This is a genomic window from Telluria sp. AIW5 (assembly GCF_056680575.1).
In genome coordinates this window covers 5,098,003-5,119,442 of record NZ_CM155289.1, presented here as the reverse complement: position 1 = coordinate 5,119,442, position 21,440 = coordinate 5,098,003, and the positions used below count along the sequence as shown (strand labels likewise).

General features: G+C 63.1%; 12 protein-coding genes. 6 read left to right on the top strand and 6 right to left on the bottom strand.

Going from position 1 to position 21,440, the window contains the following annotated elements; genetic code table 11:
• The first annotated feature begins 141 nt into the window (after nt 1-141).
• Nucleotides 142-1,110, top strand: a complete 969-nt coding sequence (gene corA / locus AC1MEM_RS22570; RefSeq protein ID WP_499474328.1) for a magnesium/cobalt transporter CorA — start codon at nt 142-144, stop codon at nt 1,108-1,110.
• Here corA and AC1MEM_RS22565 read toward each other — a convergent pair.
• On the bottom strand, nt 1,105-1,974 hold the full coding sequence (locus tag AC1MEM_RS22565) for an EamA family transporter (RefSeq protein WP_499474327.1): 870 nt from the start codon (nt 1,972-1,974) through the stop codon (nt 1,105-1,107). The genes corA and AC1MEM_RS22565 overlap by 6 nt on opposite strands.
• Before the next feature lie 2 nt (nt 1,975-1,976).
• Entirely contained in the window at nt 1,977-3,614 is a 1,638-nt protein-coding gene (locus AC1MEM_RS22560) for an NAD(P)/FAD-dependent oxidoreductase (protein ID WP_499474326.1), read from the bottom strand.
• Nucleotides 3,615-4,471: 857 nt separating this feature from the next.
• Between AC1MEM_RS22560 and AC1MEM_RS22555 the strand changes: the two genes are divergently transcribed.
• Nucleotides 4,472-7,450 carry a TonB-dependent receptor gene (locus tag AC1MEM_RS22555; RefSeq protein ID WP_499474325.1) on the top strand — a complete coding sequence of 993 codons (2,979 nt, stop codon included), beginning with the start codon at nt 4,472-4,474 and terminating at the stop codon, nt 7,448-7,450.
• Between the two features lie 481 nt (nt 7,451-7,931).
• Nucleotides 7,932-10,901: a TonB-dependent receptor gene (locus AC1MEM_RS22550; protein ID WP_499474324.1), complete on the top strand. Its 2,970-nt coding sequence runs from the start codon at nt 7,932-7,934 to the stop codon at nt 10,899-10,901.
• Between the two features lie 93 nt (nt 10,902-10,994).
• Here AC1MEM_RS22550 and AC1MEM_RS22545 read toward each other — a convergent pair whose 3' ends face one another.
• Nucleotides 10,995-11,720, bottom strand: coding sequence for a 16S rRNA (uracil(1498)-N(3))-methyltransferase (locus tag AC1MEM_RS22545; RefSeq protein ID WP_499474323.1), 726 nt, complete (start codon nt 11,718-11,720; stop codon nt 10,995-10,997).
• 229 nt (nt 11,721-11,949) lie between these two features.
• Between AC1MEM_RS22545 and tkt the strand changes: the two genes are divergently transcribed.
• From tkt to AC1MEM_RS22530, 3 genes are all read left to right on the top strand, one after another.
• Complete coding sequence (gene tkt, locus AC1MEM_RS22540; RefSeq protein WP_499474322.1) at nt 11,950-13,947, top strand: transketolase; 1,998 nt, start codon at nt 11,950-11,952, stop codon at nt 13,945-13,947.
• Between the two features lie 80 nt (nt 13,948-14,027).
• Nucleotides 14,028-15,038: a type I glyceraldehyde-3-phosphate dehydrogenase gene (gene gap, locus AC1MEM_RS22535; RefSeq protein ID WP_499474321.1), complete on the top strand. Its 1,011-nt coding sequence runs from the start codon at nt 14,028-14,030 to the stop codon at nt 15,036-15,038.
• A gap of 283 nt (nt 15,039-15,321) precedes the next feature.
• Nucleotides 15,322-15,642, top strand: coding sequence for a hypothetical protein (locus AC1MEM_RS22530; protein ID WP_499474320.1), 321 nt, complete (start codon nt 15,322-15,324; stop codon nt 15,640-15,642).
• A 21-nt stretch (nt 15,643-15,663) separates the two neighbouring features.
• Here the strand turns inward: AC1MEM_RS22530 and AC1MEM_RS22525 are convergent, their stop codons facing one another.
• From AC1MEM_RS22525 to map, 3 genes are all read right to left on the bottom strand, one after another.
• Nucleotides 15,664-17,205, bottom strand: a complete 1,542-nt coding sequence (locus tag AC1MEM_RS22525) for a hypothetical protein (RefSeq protein ID WP_499474319.1) — start codon at nt 17,203-17,205, stop codon at nt 15,664-15,666.
• A gap of 210 nt (nt 17,206-17,415) precedes the next feature.
• The gene (locus AC1MEM_RS22520; protein WP_499474318.1) at nt 17,416-20,229 is read right to left on the bottom strand and encodes a TonB-dependent receptor domain-containing protein; all 2,814 of its coding nucleotides are present in this window, start codon (nt 20,227-20,229) and stop codon (nt 17,416-17,418) included.
• A 448-nt stretch (nt 20,230-20,677) separates the two neighbouring features.
• A complete protein-coding gene (gene map, locus AC1MEM_RS22515) occupies nt 20,678-21,439 on the bottom strand; it encodes a type I methionyl aminopeptidase (protein WP_499474317.1) in 762 nt (253 codons plus the stop codon).
• Nucleotide 21,440: the final 1 nt, after the last annotated feature.

Genomic DNA, 21,440 nt, shown 5'->3' with positions numbered 1-21,440 from the left:
TTCGCCATGGCACATTGCGTCCCAATGGGTGGTCCGCGGCTCCAAACCCGCCAACATGGCGCATCGTTCCGCGTGGGCACGGGGCGCCCACCCTACAGGATGGTGTAAGCTCTCGCATCGCCGTCCCATCCATTCCACTACATGCTGATCAACTGCGTCGCCTACCAGGAAGGCAAGAAACTATCCGATATCCCGGTCGAGGATATCAGCGAGTACCTGAAACAACCGAACTGCTTCGTCTGGGTCGCGCTGCGCGATCCGGATCCCGCCGAGCTGGCGAAAATGCAGGAAGAGTTCGACCTGCACGAACTGGCCGTGGAAGACGCCTCGCGCGGCCACCAGCGGCCGAAACTCGAGGAATATGGCGACTCGCTGTTCACGGTCGTGCACACGGTGAACCTGAACGGCGACGAGCTCTGCTCGGGCGAGGTCGCCATTTTCGCCGGCCCGAATTACGTGCTGTCGGTGCGGCGCGATTCGGCCCAGGGCTTCCTGGGCGTGCGCGCCCGCGCCGAGCGCGAACCGAAGCTGCTGAAAATGGGGTCCGGCTTCGTGCTGTACGCGCTGATGGACGCCGTCGTCGACCGCTATTTCCCCGTCATCGACAAGCTCGAGTCCGACCTTGAATCGATCGAGGACCGCATCTTCGGCGGCCAGGGGGCCCAGCGCGACAACATCGAGCGCCTGTACGATTTGAAGCGCAATTCGCTGGTGCTGCGCCACGCCGTGATCCCGCTGATGGACGCGGTCGGGCGCCTGCATGGCGGCCGGGTTCCGGCCCTGGCCGAGAATACCCAGGCTTATTTCCGCGACATCCACGACCACCTGCTGCGCATTGCGGGCCGCCTCGATACCATCCGCGACACGATCGCCACCGCCATCCAGGTGACGCTGTCGATGGTGACGATCGAAGAAAACGATATCAACAAAAAGCTCGCCGCCTACGCCGCAATTTTTGCCGTGTTCACGGCCTTTGCCGGCATCTGGGGCATGAATTTCGAATTCATGCCGGAGCTGAAATGGCGGTATGGCTATCCGACGGCGGTCTGCATCATGTTCGCCGTCTGCGGCTATCTCTATTACCGCTTCAAGAAATCAGGGTGGTTATGAGGTGCGCCCGGCCGTCGCCGCGCTGCCGGCGGTAGCCACCACGATCATCCCGATCGCCAGCCACTGGGCAGTGCTCAGCACTTCGCCGAGGACAAGAAAGCCGGCCAGCGCGCCGACCGCCGGGCCGGCGCTTACCAGGATGCCGAACACGCGGCGCGGCAGGCGCGACAGGGCCATCATCTCGAGCGAGTAGGGCAGGATCGACGAGAGCAGGGCGACCGCCAGGCCGCCGGCCAGTACCTGGGGGGAGAACAGGGCGCTTCCCGCCTGGCTGATCCCGATCGGCACCGTACACAGGGCAGCGGCCAGCATGCCCCAGGCGACCACATGGCCGCCTTTCAGAGTCGAGACGCGCTTGCCGAAGACGATGTACATGGCCCAGCAGAAGCCCGCGCCGACGGCGGCGGCGACGCCGAGCGGATCGAGGGCAGCGGCGCCCGCGCGCGTCGGCGCCAGCAGCCACAGGCCGCAGGCCGCGCAGGCGACCCAGAAGAAGTCACGCAGGTGGCGCGAGGACAGCACCACCACCGCCAGGGGGCCGATCACTTCGATGGCGATGGCAACCCCGATCGGGATGCGCGCAAACGCCGCGTAGATCAGCAGGTTCATCATGCCCAGCATGACGCCGTAGATGCCGACGTTGATCGCATCGGGCCGCGCCAGCGGCGCACGCCATGGCCGCCAGAAGGCCATCAGGAAGATGCTCGCCAGTCCCACCCGCACTGCCGTGATGCCGGCGCTGCCCACCAACGGGAACAGGCCCTTGGCATAGGCCGCGCCCACGTTCACCGAAATGAGCGATCCGACGATGGCCAGGAAGGGCGCGAAGGCACGGGCTGGAGGGCGTGTGGACGCGGCTTGCAAGATCAGTCCTGCAGCGGAGGCACCGGCACGCCCATGGCGAGGGCCACCGCTTCGGCCACGCGGATGCCATCCACGGCCGCCGACATGATGCCGCCGGCGTAGCCCGCGCCTTCGCCGGCCGGGAACAGGCCGCGCGTGTTCAGGCTTTGCAGGTCGTCGTCGCGGCGCTTGATGCGGATCGGCGACGAAGTGCGCGTCTCGACGCCGGTCAGCACCGCGTCTTCCTTGTAATAGCCCTTGATCTGCTTGTCGAAGGCGACGAAGGCTTCGCGCATGGCGACGATCGCATATTCCGGCAGGGCAGGGGCGAGGTCGGTCAGGTGCACGGCCGGCTTGAAGGACGGCACGACGGAGCCGAACGCGGTCGACGGCACGCCGCGCACGAAATCGCCCATCAGCTGGCCCGGCGCATCATAGGTGCTGCCGCCCAGCAGGAACGCGCGCGATTCCAGCTCGCGCTGGAAGGCGATGCCGGCCAACGGATGGCCCGGATAATCGTCGGGCGTGATGCCCACCACGATGGCGCTGTTGGCGTTGCGTTCGTTGCGCGAATACTGGCTCATGCCGTTGGTGACGACCCGGCCTTCTTCCGACGAGGCGGCGACCACCGTGCCACCCGGGCACATGCAGAAGCTGTACACCGAACGCCCGTTCGAGGCGTGGTGCACGATCTTGTAGTCGGCCGCACCGAGGATCTTGTTGCCCGCGTTGGGGCCGAAGCGGCAGACGTCGATCAGCGATTGCGGGTGTTCGACCCGGAAGCCGATCGAGAACGGTTTCGCCTCGACGTACACGCCGCGCTTGTAGAGCATCTCGAAGGTGTCGCGCGCGCTGTGACCGACCGCCATGACCAGGTGATTCGTCGCGATCTGCTCGCCATTGGCCAGCACCACGGCGCGTACCTGGCGCACGCCATTCGTTTCGCTGACGACGATGTCGTCGACCCGGGTCGAGAAGCGGATTTCGCCGCCCAGCGCCAGGATCTCGGCGCGCATCTGCTCGACCATTTTGACGAGGCGGAAGGTGCCGATGTGCGGCTTGCTGACATACATGATCTCTTCCGGCGCGCCGGACTTCACGAACTCGGTCAGCACCTTGCGGCCGTAATGCTTCGGGTCCTTGATCTGGCTGTAGAGCTTGCCGTCCGAGAAGGTGCCGGCGCCGCCCTCGCCGAACTGCACGTTCGACTCGGTGTTCAGTTCGCGCTTGCGCCAGAAGCCGAAGGTGTCGACGGTGCGCTCGCGCACCACCTTGCCGCGCTCGAGCACCAGCGGGTTCAGGCCCATCTGCGCCAGGATCAGTGCCACGAACAGGCCGCAAGGGCCGGTACCGACGACGACGGGACGCGGCGTGCCGGCGGGCGGGCGCGGGGCGTCGACGAATTTGTAGCCGGTATCGGGCGAGGGGACGATGTACTGGTCACCCTTCAGGCGCGCCAGCACAGCCGCCTCGTCGATGACTTCGACGTCGATCGCGTAGATCAGGACGATGGCCGCTTTCTTGCGCGCGTCATAGCTGCGCTTGAAGACATTGAAGTCGACCAGGTCGATGGCGTCGATGCCGAGGCGCTTGAGGATCGCGTCGCGCAGGGCGTGGTCGGGATGGTCGAGGGGGAGTTTGAGTTCGTTAATGCGCAGCATCGGATGTCGGTTCGCTTGGAGCTGGTCGGGTCAACCTGACATTGTAACCTGCCGCAGCGGGTTGTGTACTGCCGGGGAGCGAGATATCTACGCTAACAAATGCTTCCGAATAGCGTAAATATTCTTGTTTTTCCTCTTTATTAGAATAAGTATATTTACGTTTGATAATTAATAGAATGATTCTGGTAATGCTGCCGATTCGGGCAGCGGATTGAAACGACGTATTCCAGTTTAGCGAATCTGTTTCCCTTTCCATGGGCGCCGTGTACGGGAGAAGGACAAATACCAGGGATGGATCGGGCGGCGTTGTTTAAGCCCAACAGTTTTCGCAGGCAAATGCGAAATATTTGTGTTGATCGTATGCACGAAAACCGTGCATCCCCCCGCTTTCTGCCGAAATGTATTGGTGCAATGCAGCGAAATCAGAAAACCTTGATTTAGCGCTAGCTTGTTCGAACTTCCTCGGGTTTTCGCCGAAATTACTTGCTTTTTTCATAGGCCGAGGTGCCGATTGCTGCGCGCCTCGACTTGTCTAGGCAAGGCTGCACCGATCTGGTGCAGGTTTTCCGAATTCTCTTATGCGCCTGGCGTAATTACGGGAGATTGACAGTGGAAGATCTTGTATGTTTCTATCAATACATATTCTTGCCGCAATGGAGATTTATCTTCCATGGCTGTGAATAGAGGGAGAACGTACTTTTAACAGGCCGTTTGGTGATTAAAAACTCTTGTGAGCGGCTGTTCAAGGCAGCCCGATACAAAAAATAGGGAATCACATGAAGAAAACAGTATTAGTTCACGCACTTGCCCTGGCTTTCGGAGGCGCTGCGCTGACCGTCGGAACGATGCAGGTTGCAATGGCCCAGTCCAATGCCGCGGGCACGATCTTCGGCCGCGTGGATGCACCGGCCGGCGCCACGGTCAACATGGTCAATACCGAAACCGGTACGCGCCGTTCGATCGCGCCGGATGCCAGCGGCCGCTACACGGCAACGTCGATGGCGCCGGGTCACTACCGTGTCGAGCTGATGCGCAACGGCGCTGTCGCCAGCACGACCGAAGTCGACGTCATCGTCGGCCAGGGCGTGGACGCATCGTTCGCCGCTGCCAGCAGCACGGTGCAGTCGGTCCGCGTGACGGGCCGCCGCAACCGTATCGACGTGTCGAACACGAACAACGGTGCGGTCTTCACCGCCAAGGAACTGGCGAAGCTGCCAACGACCCAGAACGTCGAAGCCATCATCCAGCTGGCACCGAACACGACCCGTGCCGACTCGCGTTACTCGGCCGGCGCCTCCTTCGGCGGCGGCGGTGCTTCCGAGAACTCGTACTACATCAATGGTTTCCCTGTCACCAACCCGGTCACCCAGCTCGGCGCATCGGAGCTGCCGTTCGGCGCGATCGCCCAGGCACAAGTCCTGACCGGCGGCTTCGGTGCGGAATTCGGCCGTTCGGTCGGCGGTGTGGTCAACATCACCACCAAGAGCGGCACCAACACCTGGGAAGCAGGCGTCAGCGCCTCGATCACCCCGAATTCGCTGCGCTCGCATGCGAAGGATATCTACTATCCGAACACCGGCGCTACCGAGAACAAGACGACCGACGGCACCCTGTACGTCCAGCGTAACAACCTCGAGCGCACCGAGAAGATGTACGGCGCGTATGTCGGCGGCCCGCTGATCAAGGATCGCCTGTTCATGTTCGCCGCCGTCGAGCGCCGCACCGACGACCTCGACCGCGTGATCGGTATCCGTACCTCGAGCTCGCTGGCAGCGACCGGCTTCGAGAGCACCCAGGACAAGACCGACCGCTACATGGTCAAGTTCAATGCGAACATCACCGACGATCATCGCCTGGAAGCCACCTTCATCGGTGACGAAGGCAAGGAAGACCGCCAGCTGTACGGCTACACCTATCCAAACGGCAACACCGGCGGTGTGATCGGCGCCCAGACCGCTTCCCAGCACTACAAGAACAGCGAAGATTTCGGTCCTGGCGTGGGCGGCAAAATCCAGATCCTGCGCTATACCGGTAACCTGACCGACAACCTGACCGTAACCGCCCTGGTCGGCCAGATGAAGACGCCCGCGTCCGCACGGTACGATGCAGTTGGCAATGTCCCTGCTGACATCTTCCAGATCACCGCAGCGAGCAATGCACGCGCGCCTGGCCTGAACTACTTCAGCCCGCAAGTGCTGTCGGGCGCCGTTTCCAGCGGCAGCTCGGAAAGCACCGTCAAGTCGCGTCGTTTCGACATCGAATACAAGCTGGGTGACCACTTCCTGCGCGCCGGTATCGACAGCAACAAGCTTGATTCGGAAGCCATCGGCCAGGTCTATGGCGGCGGCGGTATCTGGGTTTACGCCAAGGCGGCCGATCCAAACGCCCAACTGGCATTCGGTCCGACCAAGGCGTCGACCGCGAGCGGCGGCGGCCTGGGTACCCAGGGTTACTACGTTTCGCGTCGTATCTTCGATTCGCTGACCAGCGCCGGCTCCGAGCAGGAAGCCCAGTACATCGAAGATCGCTGGCAAGTCAACAAGGATGTCCTGGTGACCCTCGGCCTGCGTAACGAGAGCTTCAAGAACATCAACGGCGACGGCGAGACCTTCCTCAAAGCCAAGGACCTGATTTCGCCACGCTTTGCGGCAAGCTGGGACGTCTACGGCGACTCTTCGCTGAAAGTGTACGGTTCGGCAGGCCGCTATGCGCTGCAGATCCCGACCCACCTGGCCGTGCGCGGCGCCAGCCGCTCGACCCTGACCCGCCAGGCCTTCACCTACACCGGCACCGACCAGTACGGCCAGCCGACCGGCCTGAACGCGATCTCGGGCGTGTACTCGGTGAACAACGAGCTGGGCCAGCCGAAGGATGCCAACACCGTCAGCGCCCGCGACATCAAGGCGACCTACCAGGACGAGCTCACCCTCGGCTTCGAACGCGCCCTGACCCCGGACCTGAACGTCGGTGCCCGCGTCACCTACCGTACGCTGAAGGCGACCATCGACGACCTGTGCGATCCACGTCCGTTCGAAGCCTACGCCGAGCGTAACAACATCAACACCGACAACTGGGGCGGTTTCGGCTGCGCTTCGTTCAACCCGGGCGGTGCCTCGACCTTCCTGGTCGACTACGCCGGTACCGGCACCGGCTACACCACGGTCAACCTGAGCGCGGCAGACCTGGGCTTCGACAAGCCGAAGCGTACCTACACCGCCGTCGACCTGTTCGCCGAGCACCCGTACCGCAACGGCTGGTATGGCCGCGTGAACTACACCTGGTCGCGCAGCCGTGGCAACACCGAAGGCCAGACCAAGTCGGATAACGCACAGACCGACGTCGCAGCAACCTCGACCTGGGATAACCCTGAGCTGATGGTCAATTCGTATGGCCTGCTGCCGAACCACCGCGAGCACCAGGTCAAGGCCTTTGGCTACTACGACCTGACCCCGGAAATCACCCTGGGCGGTAACTTCCTGGCGGCATCCGGCCGTCCACGCAGCTGCTTCGGCTGGAATCCGGACGTGCCAGGCGAAGTGGACTACGGTTCGGTCTACTTCTACTGCAACGGCGCCCCGGCTCCACGTGGTACCAGCGGCAAGCTGCCATGGGATATCCGCCTCGACCTGAGCCTGGCCTACCGTCCGGCGATGCTGAAGGGCCTGGCTGTCAAGCTGGACGTCTTCAACGTTGCCAACAAGCAGACCGTGCAGACGGTTGACGAGACCTACAACGTCAGCAGCACGACCGACGTCAGCCCGACCTACGGCCGCGTGATCAGCTACACCGCACCACGTAGCGTCCGCATCGGCGCCGAGTACAACTACCGCTTCTGATGAGGCTGCTCCCCGTCCTCGGGTGAGGGCGGCGCAAAAACCGCAGGCTTCGGCCTGCGGTTTTTTTTCGTTCATGCGTCGCCGGCCCGCAAGCTGCACGCGTGGCCCCGTGCTTCGTATTTACAAATCCACCTCTTTTCCAGGGAAATTTGGTCTGTGCATCCTTTACAAACGAAAAAAAAAGGACGTTTCTGTTGCGAAAATGCACAGGTGTAACTTTTGCCGTTGACACCCATGCATGGCGCGTGTTTTTATTTGTAACTTCAGTAACACTTCTTTTCGTAAAGTGGGACTTGAACCTTGCCGGAACGAGGCGAGGGGGAAGAGCTGGGCCGATGCAGAGGTCTCTCTGCGGGGACATGTAAGCCGCAAGGTTTTATAATTAATAGGAATAAACATGTTGAGAAACACAGTTTTGGTTCGCGCGTTACAAGTTGCTTTCGCAACCGCCGCTATTACCGTAGCAGTAACGCCAACCGCCATGGCGCAATCCAACGCCTCAGGTACGGTTTTTGGCAAGGTCGCCGCCGGTTCGGGTGACACCGTTGTCCTCAAAAACAATGGCACCAACGCGACTCGTTCGTCCACACTCGATGCAAACGGTAACTTCCGCGTTACCAGCCTGCCGATCGGTACCTATACCGTCACCCTGACCAAGGGCGGCGCCACCGTCGGCACCACCCAGCTGGAAGTCCTGGCTGGCCAGGGCGTCGAAGCAAACTTCGATACCCCTGCCGCTGTTGCCGGCGTGCAGTCCGTCCGCGTGAGCGGCCGCCGCAACCGCATCGATGTGTCGAGCTCGGTCAACGGCGCGACCTTCACCGCGCGCGAACTCGAAAAGCTGCCGATCGGCCGCAACGTCGAGTCGATCGTCCAGCTGGCCCCGAATACCACCCGTGGCGACCCGACCTACGCCGCGGGCGCAAGCTTCGCTGGCGGCGGCGCATCGGAAAACGCGTACAACATCAACGGTTTCCCTGTTACCAATCCATTGACCCAGCTGGGCGCAATGGAACTGCCGTTCGGCGCAATCGCGCAGGCGCAGATCCTGACCGGCGGCTATGGCGTCGAATTCGGCCGCTCGACCGGTGGCGTGGTGAACATCACCACCAAGTCCGGCACCAACACCTGGGAAGCAGGCGCCATGGCGTCGATCACGCCGTCGTCGACCCGTTCGAAGTACCGCAACTACGACTACCCGAACATCGGCACGTTCCCATCGACGGACGGCACCCTGCGCCTGCGTCGCGAGGACAACAAGGTCGACCAGAAGCAGTACTCGGTCTATGCCGGCGGCCCGCTGATCCCCGATACCCTGTTCGGCTATGTCGCGCTGGAGCAGACCCAGCTGGAAAGCAATGGCGTGTACCAGTCGCGCACCTCGACCACGCTGGCCAGTAACGGCTGGCGCGACTACGAGACCAAGACCAAGCGCTACTACGGCAAGGTCGACTGGAACATCAACGACAATCACCGCCTGGAACTGACGCTGATCGGCGACCTGCCGAAAACCGATACCCAGTACCGTTCGTACGACTACACGACGCGTAACGTCGGCTCGGCCGTCAATACCTCGACCCATGAGGAATTGGGTCCGTTCAACGCCAACGGCGGCGAGCTGCAGAGCCTGCGCTACGTCGGCAACCTGACCGACAACCTGACCGTCAATGCCCTGTACGGCAAGATGCAGGCGCGTCACTACTACGAGCCTGCAGGCTACAACCCAGCCCTGCCACAGGTGACGGCAGCGCCGGAAAATCAATACCCGGGCCTCGTGTACAAGAGTGGCCAGTCGATCACCGGCACCCTGCCGCAAACCGGCGCGCGCGACGACGTGACGTCGAAGCGCCTGGACCTCGAGTACAAGCTGGGCAACCACACCCTGCGTGCTGGCCTGGACAACAACAAGATGGCATCGCTGGGCGCGGGCGAGGCATATGCCGGCGGTTCGCTGCTGACCTACCTGCATACCGACCCAACCAAGCCAGCCGACGACGTCGGCGTCCTGCTGGGCAAGCCTGGCCTGGCGAACGAGGGTTACTACGTCCAGAAGACCATCTATTCGACCGTGTCGAACGCCTATGCAGGCCAGGACGCGCAATACATCGAAGATCGCTGGCAGGCAACCAAGGATGTGCTGGTGACCGCCGGCGTGCGTCGCGAAGGTTTCTACAACGCGAACCAGGATGGCACCAAGTACATCCAGATGAAGAACCAGTACGCTCCACGCGCGAACGTGTCGTGGGACGTGAACGGTGACGCATCGTTCAAGGTGTTCGGTAGCGTCGGCCGCTACACCATCCAGATCCCGACCGTGGTTGCCCTGCGCGGCGCCAACGGCTCGCTGTACACGACCCAGAACTTCTCGTACACCGGCGTGGACGCGAACGGCCAGCCAACCGGTACCACCGAGCTGACCGGCGTGCTGTCGTCGAACAACGAGTTCGGCCAGGCCAAGGATCCGAAGACGGTCGCTGCCCAGAACATGAAACCGGCCTACCAGGACGAGATCACCCTGGGTATGGAACGCGCATGGAACCCGAACTTCAATTTCGGCGCCAAGGTTACCTACCGCAAACTGCGTTCGACCATCGACGACCTGTGCGATGCACGTCCGTTCGATGCTTACGCCGAGCGTAACGGCATCGACGCGAGCAACTATGCTGGCTTCGGCTGCGCAACGTTCAATCCGGGCGAAGACAACGACTTCCTGGTCGACTACGCTGGCAACGGCACCTACACCAAGGTCCACCTGACCAAAGCTGAACTGGGCTTTGAAAAGGCTGAGCGCACCTACGCAGCCCTCGATCTGTTCGCCGAGCACCCATACCGCAACGGCTGGTACGCCAAGGTGAACTACACCCTGTCGCGCAACAAGGGCAATACCGAAGGCCAGACGCTGTCGGATACGAGCACGGCGCAGGGCGACGTCGCAGCGACCCAGACTTGGGACTACGCGGAGCTGATGGTCGGCGCCAACGGCTTGCTGCCAAATGATCGCAAGCACCAGATCAAGGCCTTCGGCTTCTACGACATCACGCCTGAATGGGTGATCGGCGGCGCCGCAACCATCGCTTCGGGCCGTCCACGTTCGTGCGTGGGTACCAACCCGACCACCGCCAATCTGGGCCCTAGCTTCAACTACCAGTCGGCATCGCACTATTGCTTCGGTCCGACCGGCGCGACCAACACCCTGTCGCCGCGCGGCACCGCTGGCCGCCTGCCTTGGGAGCACACGTACGACATGAACGTGGTCTACCGTCCGGCAATGGTCGAAGGCCTGTCGCTGAAGATCGACGTCTTCAACGTCTTCAACAGCCAAACCGCACAGAAGGTGTACGAGCGTTACAACACCAACCAGTCGCGTTACAACCTGTACGAAGGCCTGATCAGCGCAACGGCGCCACGTTCGGCAAAGTTCACCGCCGAGTACAACTACAAGTTCAAGTAATCGAACCGTGTAGTGCTTGCGGCCCTCGTGGCCGCAACAAAAAACCGCAGCCTCGGCTGCGGTTTTTTTATGTCCGCCGCCAGCCGGCGAAGTTCAGAACTCGCCCCACAACGCGTTCAGGGCCGCCACCGCCGCCAGGGCGGCCGTTTCGGTGCGCAGCACGCGCGGGCCGAGCGAGAGGGCGAGGGCGCCGGCGTCGATCGCGGCCTGCTCTTCCGCCTCGCTGAAGCCGCCCTCCGGTCCCACCATCAACGTCACCGCCTGCGGCCCGGCCTGGCGCGCCCAGCCGGCCAGCGATTGGGTGGCGCGCGGCGAGAACAGGATGCGCGGCCCGGCCGCGGGCAGGGCGATGAAACGGTTGAAGTCGATCACCGGCGCCAGCTGCGCCAGGCGGTTGCGCCCGCACTGTTCGGAGGCCGACACGATGACGCCCTGCCAGTGCGCATGGCGCTTTTCGGCGCGCTCGCCGGACAGGCGCACCACGCTGCGCTGCGCCGCCAGCGGCTGCAGCGCCGCCACGCCCAGTTCGACCGCCTTTTCGATGATCCAGTCCATCTTCGAGCCCTCGGGCAAGCCTTGCGCCAGCGTGATCGCATACGGCAGCTCGGCTTCAAGCGCCGCGTGTGCCTCGACCCGGGCGCTCGCGCGCTTCTTGCCCACCTCGAGCAGGCTGGCCAGGTACTGCCCGCCGCGCCCGTCGAACAGCGTCATCGTGTCGCCCGGTTGCATGCGCACCACGTGCAAATGGTGGGCGACCGCTTCCGGCAGGTCGACAATCGCGCCGGCGGCGAGCGGCTGGGGACAGTAAAAACGGGGCATGGAATTCCTGCGCATGAGTGGGGGAAGGGCGCATTGTAAAGCGCCGGCGCCCGGCGACCAATCGTGGGTGCACTTGCGCCAGCCGGTGCCGGGCTTTTTCGTTCACCTTCCGGCTTTCCGGGTGAACGCTTTTTAATTAGGCAGCACCCGGCTCTGGTAGAATATCGGGTTACGGCCCGACGCAGCCACCGCCGCAGTGCTACTCTTCACAATCCCAGACTTACCAATCATGACATCTATGCAAACCACCACCCTGATGGCCAACGCGATCCGCGCGCTGGCAATGGACGCTGTCCAGAAAGCCAACTCCGGCCACCCGGGCATGCCAATGGGCATGGCAGAAATCGCCGTCGCCCTGTGGGACAAGCATTACCGCCACAACCCGGCCAATCCTGGCTGGATGAACCGCGACCGCTTCCTGCTGTCGAACGGCCACGGCTCGATGCTGCACTACGCGTTGCTGCACCTGGCCGGCTACGACGTCTCAATGGACGACATCCGCAACTTCCGCCAGCTGCACTCGAAGACCCCGGGTCACCCGGAAGTGGGCATCACCCCGGGCGTGGAAACGACCACCGGTCCGCTGGGCCAGGGCATCGCCAACGCGGTCGGCATGGCGCTGGCCGAATGGCTGCTGTCGTATGAATTCAACCGTCCAGGCTTCGATGTCGTGGACCACTACACCTATGCATTCCTGGGCGACGGCTGCCTGATGGAAGGCATCTCGCACGAAGTCGCCTCGCTGGCCGGCACGCTGCGCCTGAATAAACTGATCTGGCTGTACGACGACAACGGCATCTCGATCGACGGCCGCGTCGAAGGCTGGTTCACCGACGACACCCAGAAGCGTTTCGAGGCCTATGGCTGGAACGTGATCCCGAAGGTCGACGGCCACAACGTGGAAGCTGTTTCCGCCGCCATCGCGCAGGCGAAGAAGTCGGACCGTCCGACCCTGATCTGCTGCAAGACCATCATCGGCAAGGGCGCCCCGAACCTGGAAGGCGGCGATAAAGTCCACGGCGCCCCGCTGGGCGACAAGGAAATCGCGGCCGTGCGCCAGCACCTGGTCTGGGACCCGATCCCGTTCGACATTCCTGGCGAAATCTACCAGGCCTGGGACGCGAAAGCGCGCGGTGCCGAGCTTGAGTCCGCATGGAACGCCAACTTCGCCGAATACCGCGCCCAGCACCCTGAACTGGCCGCCGAATTCGAGCGCCGCATGAAGGGCGAGCTGCCGGGCAATTTCAATGAAGTGCTGGAAGCGGCGATCGCCACCTGCATCGACAAGAAAGAGACCATCGCCACCCGCAAGGCCTCGCAGAACGCGATCCAGGCCCTGGCCCCGATCCTGCCTGAATTCCTGGGCGGCTCGGCCGACCTGACCGGCTCGAACCTGACCAACTGGAAGGAAATCGTGGCCGTGCGCTCGGGCATCCCGGGCAACCACATCAACTACGGCGTGCGCGAATTCGGCATGGCCGCGATCCAGAACGGCGTCGCCCTGCACGGCGGCTTCATCCCGTTCGGCGCGACCTTCCTGACCTTCTCGGACTACAGCCGCAATGCGCTGCGCATGGCGTCCCTGATGAAGATCCGCTCGCTGTTCGTGTTCACCCACGACTCGATCGGCCTGGGCGAAGACGGCCCGACCCACCAGTCGGTCGAACACGTCTCGTCGCTGCGCCTGATCCCGGGCCTGGACAACTGGCGTCCGTGCGACACGGTCGAATCGCAAGTGGCCTGGGGCGCTGCCGTCCAGCGCAAGGACGGCCCGTCGACCCTGATCTTCTCGCGCCAGAACCTGCCGTTCATGGAACGCGACGCGGCCACCGTGTCGAATGTCGCCAAGGGCGGCTACGTGCTGCGCGACGCGGCCGACGCGAAAGTCATCCTGATCGCCACCGGTTCGGAAGTCGAACTGGCGATGAAGGCGGCCGACGCACTGGCAGGCGAGGGCATCGCCGCGCGGGTGGTCTCGATGCCGTCGACCGACGTCTTCGACCGCCAGGAGGCAAGCTACAAAGCAAGTGTGCTGACCCGCGGCGTTCCTCGCGTTGCCATCGAAGCCGGCGTCACCGATTTCTGGTACAAGTATGTCGGCCTGGAAGGCGCGGTCGTCGGTATCGATACCTTCGGCGAGTCCGCTCCGGCGCCGGTGCTGTTCAAGCACTTCGGCTTCACCGTCGAGAACGTCGTGGCCAAGGCCAAGGGCGTGATCGCTGCGTAATGTTTTCTGCGGGCTGCCTTCGGGTGGCCCGTTTCTTATTCGGGGTCCGAAAAAAGTTTTTTTCTAATCAGGAGTAAAGCATGACGATCAAAGTTGCAATCAACGGTTATGGCCGCATCGGCCGCAATATCCTGCGCGCATTCTACGAAGGCGGCAAAAAGCAAGACATCCAGATCGTGGCAATCAACGACCTCGGCAATGCCGAATCGAACGCCCACCTGACCCGCTACGACACCGCCCACGGCAAGTTCCCGGGCACCGTCACGGTCGAAGGCGACAACATGATCGTCAACGGCGATCCGATCCGCGTGTTCGCGCAGCGTAACCCGGCCGAAATCCCATGGGGCGAGCTGGGCGTGGACGTCGTGCTGGAATGCACCGGCTTCTTCACCACCAAAGAGAAAGCCTCGGCCCACCTGAAGGGCGGCGCCAAGAAAGTCATCATCTCGGCACCAGGCGGCAAGGACGTCGACGCGACCATCGTCTTCGGCGTCAACCAGGACGTGCTCAAGAGCACCGACACCGTCATCTCGAACGCTTCCTGCACCACCAACTGCCTGGCCCCGCTGGTCAAGCCACTGAACGACGCCATCGGCGTTGAAACCGGCCTGATGACCACCGTGCACGCCTACACCAACGACCAGGTGCTGTCTGACGTGATGCACGAAGACCTGCGCCGCGCGCGTTCGGCCACGATGAGCATGATCCCGACCAAGACCGGCGCTGCCGCCGCGGTCGGCCTGGTGCTGCCTGAGCTGAACGGCAAGCTGGACGGCTTCGCGATCCGCGTGCCGACCATCAACGTGTCGATCGTCGACCTGACCTTCATCGCCAAGCGCGACACGACGGTGGACGAAGTCAATGCGCTGATGAAGTCGGCCTCGGAAGGCGCCCTGAAAGGCATCCTGACTTACCAGACCGAGCCGCTGGTCTCGATCGACTTCAACCACAACCCGGCCTCGTCGAACTTCGATTCGACCCTGACGAAAGTGTCGGGCCGCCTGGTGAAGGTCTCGTCGTGGTACGACAACGAGTGGGGCTTCTCGAACCGCATGCTCGACACCACCGTTGCGCTGATGAACGCGAAGTAATCGACACGGCCTCAAAAAAAACGCCCTCTGGGGCGTAATGCCGTTCAGTGAAGAAGGCCGCTTCGATGCACATCGGAGCGGCCTTTCTTGTAGATGAGCGCTGCACTCGACGTCGACGCGCGGGCATGCCCGCCCTAGGTTACACAGCGGTCTCGACCAACAATGACGACGGTGGCGCACCGTACGGGGTCATCGAGGCCAATGGCCTCGATGACGGGTTCACTGAGCATGCCCGCGCGTTATCGCTTCTTGCAATTGGGCGGCCGGGCACTAGACTGGTTTCATGATGACATCAGTCCAGCACATCGCCAGCGGGATTGCCGGCGAAGTGATCCTGTGGCCGGTCAGCCCGGTCGAGTCGCCCGGGATGATCAACCATCGTCCCTACCAGGCCGCCATCCGCATCACGGACGAGGCAGGCCGCACCGTGGCCGAGGTACACAGCGACGCGGGCGGCCGTTTCGAGGTGATGCTGGAACCGGGCGTCTACCGCTTGCACCCGGAGTCCGACGTGGCCTGTCCGCGGGCCATGGAACAAACGGTGACCGTACGACAGGACGGGTTCACGCCGGTCCGCATCACCTACGACAGCGGCATGCGCTGAGGCCGGGCTGGCTGCCCCCGGTCAGGGCACGAAGCCGATGCCGACGATGCGGCTACCCCAGTCGTGGTTCGCCAGGATATCTTCGTTCACCAGCCACGCGCGCCTGTTATTGCGCGGATCCAGCGTCACGGCCGAGTAATCGCCCCAACGGCCTCCGCCGAACCACGTCGGGCTCGTGAATGCCGCGATCCCCGGGCTGAGCACATAGGTGGTTCCATTGTTGTGGTCGAAGCCGGAGAAGCGCACCTGGGCCTGGGTACCATTGGGCGGATCCGTCATCGTCCAGGTCACGAACACGTCGTTGGCGCCATTGGCCGCGATCGCGGCGTTGAAATCGAACGAGGTCGCCGTGCCGAAGAAGAATGCGCTGCGCACGAGCGCGTTGGTGGCGGTGTTGATCTGGTAGAACTTGGGCGCGGAAAAGCCTCCGAGGGCGACGGTATGCACCTGCCACAGCGAGTTGCCGGTCTGTGTGCTGGCGTTGACGAAGCGGCCGTCGAGCGTGTCCAGCCGGGCGGTGGTTCCCGGTTGCGCGGCCGAGGGCGGGACCGAATAGGCAGGGACGGCGACATTCACCGGCCCTGCCAGCAGGATGCCGTTCGGCCTGCTCGAGTTGGTCAGCGTGTACAGGCTCAAGCTGCTGCCGCCCGAGGCGGCGACCAGGAAGGTCCGCGCGTTCTGGTCAAGCACGATGGGCGGAGCGAGCGTCCCGCGCAGGCCGGTAAAGACCGGAACCGAGAAGCCCAGGCCGTTGTAGAGGCGGGCCTTGGCGACCGCGAACATGTCGGCGCCGCGGAATGCACCCGATGCGGTGAAGATGTTGGCCGTGAAGATGACGGCGTCCTGGTCGTACCCGAGTTGCGGGTAATCCCAGAAATCGCCTGCATTGAAGGCGACGTTCAACGCGTAGATGAAATACGAACCGAGCGGATTCGGCGTGGTCGAAACGGCGATGAAATACAACTGGCGCGTGGTCGATTCCTGGAATGCGTCCGCCGTGATGACCCAGCGGTTCCAGACAGGATCGAAGACCGCGCGCGGATCGAACAGCACGCGCGTGGAATACCCGAAAAAGGCGGCCAGCGAAATGCTGGTACGCATGGCCGGATTGGCCCGGGGGAAAATGTCGACGTGCGAGTTGGTGACTTCGACAAAATGGTCGCGCCCGATCGCGCCATGGGTGTCGGGCGGGATCAGTCCATCCACATCCGTTGCGCCTGGAATATTCGGCCCGACAAGCGAGATAGGCACAAGCGCTTCCGTTGCCGCTTCCATTCCCACTTCCACATCCACATCCAGATCGACTCCCACGCCGACTCCCGCTTCCACGTCGGTGCCCTTGTCCGCGACCGCTCCCAGCCCTTGCGCCTCCAGCCTGGCCTTGAGCTCCTCATACTGCTCCGCAGGCATGGTTGGCATGAAGGGCTTCGCCTCCGCTTGCGCAAGAGCATCCCGTGCAGGCGCCAGGTTGTCCTGCATGTCTTGCAGCATCGCTTCCATGGTTCTGAGTTGCGGAGCTGCGGCGTCTAGCTGCGTGCCAATTTCTAGCAACGAATGTTTCATGATATCACTCCTATTTGGGTTCAAGTAAACTGCCATACCCACTATGAATACCTGAGGGCGCGATGTCCTTGATAGCGCGCAGAAGATAGAACTCGCAGGGAAGGGAGCTGCGGATAGTTAATTCTGGAAAGTCGGACGGGCGCGTGAGCGGTCACGCGCATAAAAAAGCGGGCGCCGAAGCGCCCGCCTTTAGCAGCCAGCCAAAGCCGGTCAGAAGCGGTATTCCGCGGTCAGGCGCAGGCTGCGGCCCTGCACATCCTCGTAGTTCTGCGGGATCACGCCGCCGCCGTCGCTCGAGAACCGGCGCAGGTCGACCGGTGGACGGTGGTTGAAGACGTTGCGCACGAAGGCCGTCAGCGTCCATCCCTTGAAGCCACGGTAGGCCATGGTGTAGTCCCAACGCACATAGGATCCGACGCGGCACTCCGACTCGGTCCAGTCGCGGTCCGCACAACCTGCGATCGTATAGCTGTCGTCGTAGAAGTCGCCGTGCAGCTCGGTGCCGCTCTTGAAGCTGGCGCGCAGGGCGTTCGAGAAGTTGCCCGAATCGAGAGCGACCGTCGTATTGGCCACGACCTTCGGCGCGTCGTAGCGGCCCGCCAGGTTGTCGCCATAGTCGCCGCGCGCGGTGCTGAAGTAGCGCAGGTCGGTCAGGTAGGTCAGGTTGGCATCGACGTTGACACGGCCCAGGCCGGTCTTGAAGCGGGCCGAACCGGTCAGGTCAACGCCGCTGGTCTTGGTCTTCGACACGTTCTCGAACATGCCCGAGGTGCCCAGCAGCGCCCCCCTGGTCACACCGTACTGCGCCTGCTCGGCGCCGGTAAAGGTCTTGTCGCTGGCCAGCGTACCACGCTCGATGACGCCGGCAGGCTGGTCGTCTTCCGCCGCCAGGAGGTCGTCGGTGCTCTTCAGGCCGATCTCGTCCTTGCGCTCGATGCGCCAGTAGTCGAGGGCGATGTTATAGCCCTTGATCGGTTCGAACACGAGGCCGAGCGTGGCGCTGCGCGAGGTCTCCGGCTTCAGGTCCGGATTATTGCGCACATTGCTGAACACGCCTGCGGCGCACTCGTTGCCTTCGACCGTGTCGGCGCGCGCGTTGAACAGCACGGCGTTCGGATCGCTGGCGCCGAGGGCGTCGGCACGGGAACGCAGGTCCTGGGCCAGGGCCAGTGCCTGCGGGCAGCGGCGTGGATCGACTACGCCGTTGTCGAAGGCGAACTTGCTCGACTGGGCGCTCTCGGTCAGGTTCGGCGCGCGGAAGCCCGATTCGACGGTACCGCGAACCAGCAACTGCTTGCTTGCTTCCCAGCGGAAGGCCAGCTTCGGCGAGACGTGGGCGTCGAAGTTCTCGTACTTGTCGACGCGGGCGGCGCCGGTCACTTCGAAGGTCTTGGTCAGCGGGACGTTGACTTCGGCGAACGCGGCGCCGCTCATGCGCTTGGCGTTCGCGGTGGCCGAGCCGTTGCCGACGATGTCGCCGCTCAGCAGGTTGGCGGTCGGGTTGATCTCGAACTTCTCGTGGCGCAGTTCGCCGCCGACCGCCATGCCGATCGAGCGCTCGCCCCACTTGGCAACCTCGCCGCTGATCTTGCCGTCGAGGAAGACCTGGGTGATCTTGCCGTCATACCCCTGCTCCGGGAACAGGGTGTTCAGCACCGCGGCCGAGTTCTGCTGGCCGATCTTGTAGTCGTGGTTGAAGAAGTTCGGGTCGAGCGGGGTGAAGTCCGCGTCGTACTGGGTGTAGTCGCCGATCACCTGCTTGAAGCCGCTCGCGCTGAAGGCACCGCGGCCGCGCATTTTGGTCTTGCTGCCCATCACGCCGACAGCAGTCTCCCAGTCATACTTGTCCCAGCTGCCTTTCAGACCGGTAAGCGCGCGGTATTCCGAGCTCTTGACGACCGTCTCGCCGCCCGCATCGGTAAAACGGTAACGCAGGGCAGCAGGTTCGCCCAGGGTGTTGAGCGGGTGGGTGGCCGGCAGCGGAAGGTAGGTAAAGTTCAGGCGTTCGCCGGTGACCGGGTTGCCCCAGACCGAGTCCGCGCCGGTCGAGTCGTAGGTCGGGAAAGCGCCCTCATAGGTGGTTTTGGTATGCGAGAACAGGACTTCGGCAAAGGCGTCGACCTTGTCGTTGATGCGCAGCTTGCCCGACACCAGGGCGTTGACGCGGTCCGCTTGCGGGATCGCCTGGAAGCGCGAGAAGCGGTCGTACTGGCACAGGCCGGCGGCGACCGTGGTGCAGCCGTCGATCGCGCCGCCGCCGCCACCGAAGCCGAGGATGTTGCCTGGATAACTGAACGACGAAGGCGCGCCGCGGTTGCCGAACATGCGGCCGCTGCCCGGGGCGACGGTCGTAAACTTTTCGCCGTAGATCGGGTTGATGTCGTCGACCACCGAGCGCCACATGACCGCATCGCGCTTGAACAGTTCGACGTTTGCCAGCACGTTGTAGCCATCGGCGGCGAAGTCGCCCATGCCGCCGGTGATGCTGGCGTTGCGGGTCTTGAACTGACTGTGTTCCAGCGACTGGTCCTGGCTGGCTTTCAGCTGGACGCCGCGGTAGTCGTTGCGGGTGATGATGTTGATGACACCGGCGACGGCATCGGAACCGTACACGGCCGAGCCGCCGTTGCGCAGCACTTCGACGCGGTCGATCGCGTCCAGCGGCAGCGAGTCGAGGTTGGTGAATACCTCGTTGTAGTCGGCCAGCGCGTAGGGCGCCACGCGGCGCGAGTTCAACAGGACCAGGGTCGACTGCTTGCCCAGGTTGCGCAGCGATGCCGACGAGGCGCCGCCGGCGAACGAGTTGCTGCCGCCGATGTCGGTCAGGCTGCCGGTCGAGGCGGTGAGCGTATTGAGCAGTTCGGTGACCGAGTTGGCGCCGGTGCGGACGATGTCGTCGCGGCGCATGATGGTCACCGGCGTCGCCGTTTCGGCATCGATCCTGGCGATGTTCGAACCCGTCACCAGCACCCGCTGGATTGGCTGGTTGGGCTGCTGCTCGTCCTGCTGTTGGGCGAGCGCCATATGCGAACATGCGAGCGTGACGGCGACCGCCAGTGCGCTTTTTTTGCAAACACGATGTGGTTTCAAAATATCTCCAATGTATTGACAAATATTCTTGAAGGAACTTGACTTTACTTAATGAGTCAATTCAATTTGAATAAATAAGTAATTGCAGTCAAGTAGCACAAAGTGGGTTGCCAAAAAAATCACGGACTTGTGTTGAATACACAACCTAACCGTGCTTTTTCGCAAGTTACCGGGCGGGGATGTCAAGACAGAGGGTGGCCACGCGAGGCGGGGAGGCGGGAGCGGAGGGGCGTGCGAAAGGCAAATCACGACGTTCGCAGCGTGTCTGATGGCGAGCGCAAACGGGGCGGGGCAAAGGCAGGGCGAAGGCGCTTCACAGGCATGCACCCGGCAGCGCTCCGGCGCCGTGCGGCGCCGGAAAATCAGGCCGGGAAGTACCAGCCTAGCGCGGCCAGGGCGTCAGGATCTCGAAGCCGTTCGAGGTCACCGCGATCATGTGTTCCCATTGCGCCGACAGCGAGCCGTCGCGCGTGACGACCGTCCAGCCGTCGTCGAGCTGGGCCACTTCGTCGTCGCCGGCATTGATCATCGGCTCGACCGTGAAGGTCATGCCTTCCTTGAGCAGCAGGCCGGTATCGGGGCGGCCGTAGTGCAGCACCTGCGGGTCTTCGTGGTAGACGCGGCCGATGCCGTGGCCGCAGTAGTCGCGCACCACGGAGTAGCCGGCGCCTTCGGCCAGCTTCTGGATCGCGTGGCCGACGTCGCCCAGGCGCGCGCCGGGACGCACGGCGCGGATGCCCGCCATCATGCATTCATAGGTCGTGTCGACCAGGCGTTTTGCTTCAGGACTCGGGGTGCCGGCGTAATACATGCGGCTGGTGTCGCCGTGCCAGCCGTCCTTGATGACGGTGACGTCGATGTTGACGATGTCGCCGTCCTTGAGGATCTCTTTTTCGCTCGGGATGCCGTGGCAGACCACGCCGTTGACCGAGGTGCACAGGGTCTTCGGGAAGCCGTGGTAGCCGACGTTGGCCGGCGTTGCCTTCTGCACCTTGCGGATATAGTCGTTGCAGCGGCGGTCGAGTTCTTCGGTGGAGACGCCGGGGACGACGTATTCCCTGATCATTTCCAGGACCTCGGCGGCCATGCGGCCGGCCACGCGCATTTTCGCGATGTCCTTGTCGTTCTTGAGTTTGATTGCCATG

What these genes read in the sequence shown, in the direction of transcription:
- corA (WP_499474328.1), top strand. Translation starts at nt 142, where the DNA reads ATGCTGATCAACTGCGTCGCCTACCAGGAAGGCAAGAAACTATCCGAT.
- AC1MEM_RS22560 (WP_499474326.1), bottom strand. Translation starts at nt 3,614, where the DNA reads ATGCTGCGCATTAACGAACTCAAACTCCCCCTCGACCATCCCGACCAC.
- AC1MEM_RS22555 (WP_499474325.1), top strand. Translation starts at nt 4,472, where the DNA reads ATGGCCCAGTCCAATGCCGCGGGCACGATCTTCGGCCGCGTGGATGCA.
- AC1MEM_RS22550 (WP_499474324.1), top strand. Translation starts at nt 7,932, where the DNA reads ATGGCGCAATCCAACGCCTCAGGTACGGTTTTTGGCAAGGTCGCCGCC.
- AC1MEM_RS22545 (WP_499474323.1), bottom strand. Translation starts at nt 11,720, where the DNA reads ATGCCCCGTTTTTACTGTCCCCAGCCGCTCGCCGCCGGCGCGATTGTC.
- tkt (WP_499474322.1), top strand. Translation starts at nt 11,950, where the DNA reads ATGACATCTATGCAAACCACCACCCTGATGGCCAACGCGATCCGCGCG.
- gap (WP_499474321.1), top strand. Translation starts at nt 14,028, where the DNA reads ATGACGATCAAAGTTGCAATCAACGGTTATGGCCGCATCGGCCGCAAT.
- AC1MEM_RS22530 (WP_499474320.1), top strand. Translation starts at nt 15,322, where the DNA reads ATGATGACATCAGTCCAGCACATCGCCAGCGGGATTGCCGGCGAAGTG.
- AC1MEM_RS22525 (WP_499474319.1), bottom strand. Translation starts at nt 17,205, where the DNA reads ATGAAACATTCGTTGCTAGAAATTGGCACGCAGCTAGACGCCGCAGCT.
- AC1MEM_RS22520 (WP_499474318.1), bottom strand. Translation starts at nt 20,229, where the DNA reads ATGGCGCTCGCCCAACAGCAGGACGAGCAGCAGCCCAACCAGCCAATC.
- map (WP_499474317.1), bottom strand. Translation starts at nt 21,439, where the DNA reads ATGGCAATCAAACTCAAGAACGACAAGGACATCGCGAAAATGCGCGTG.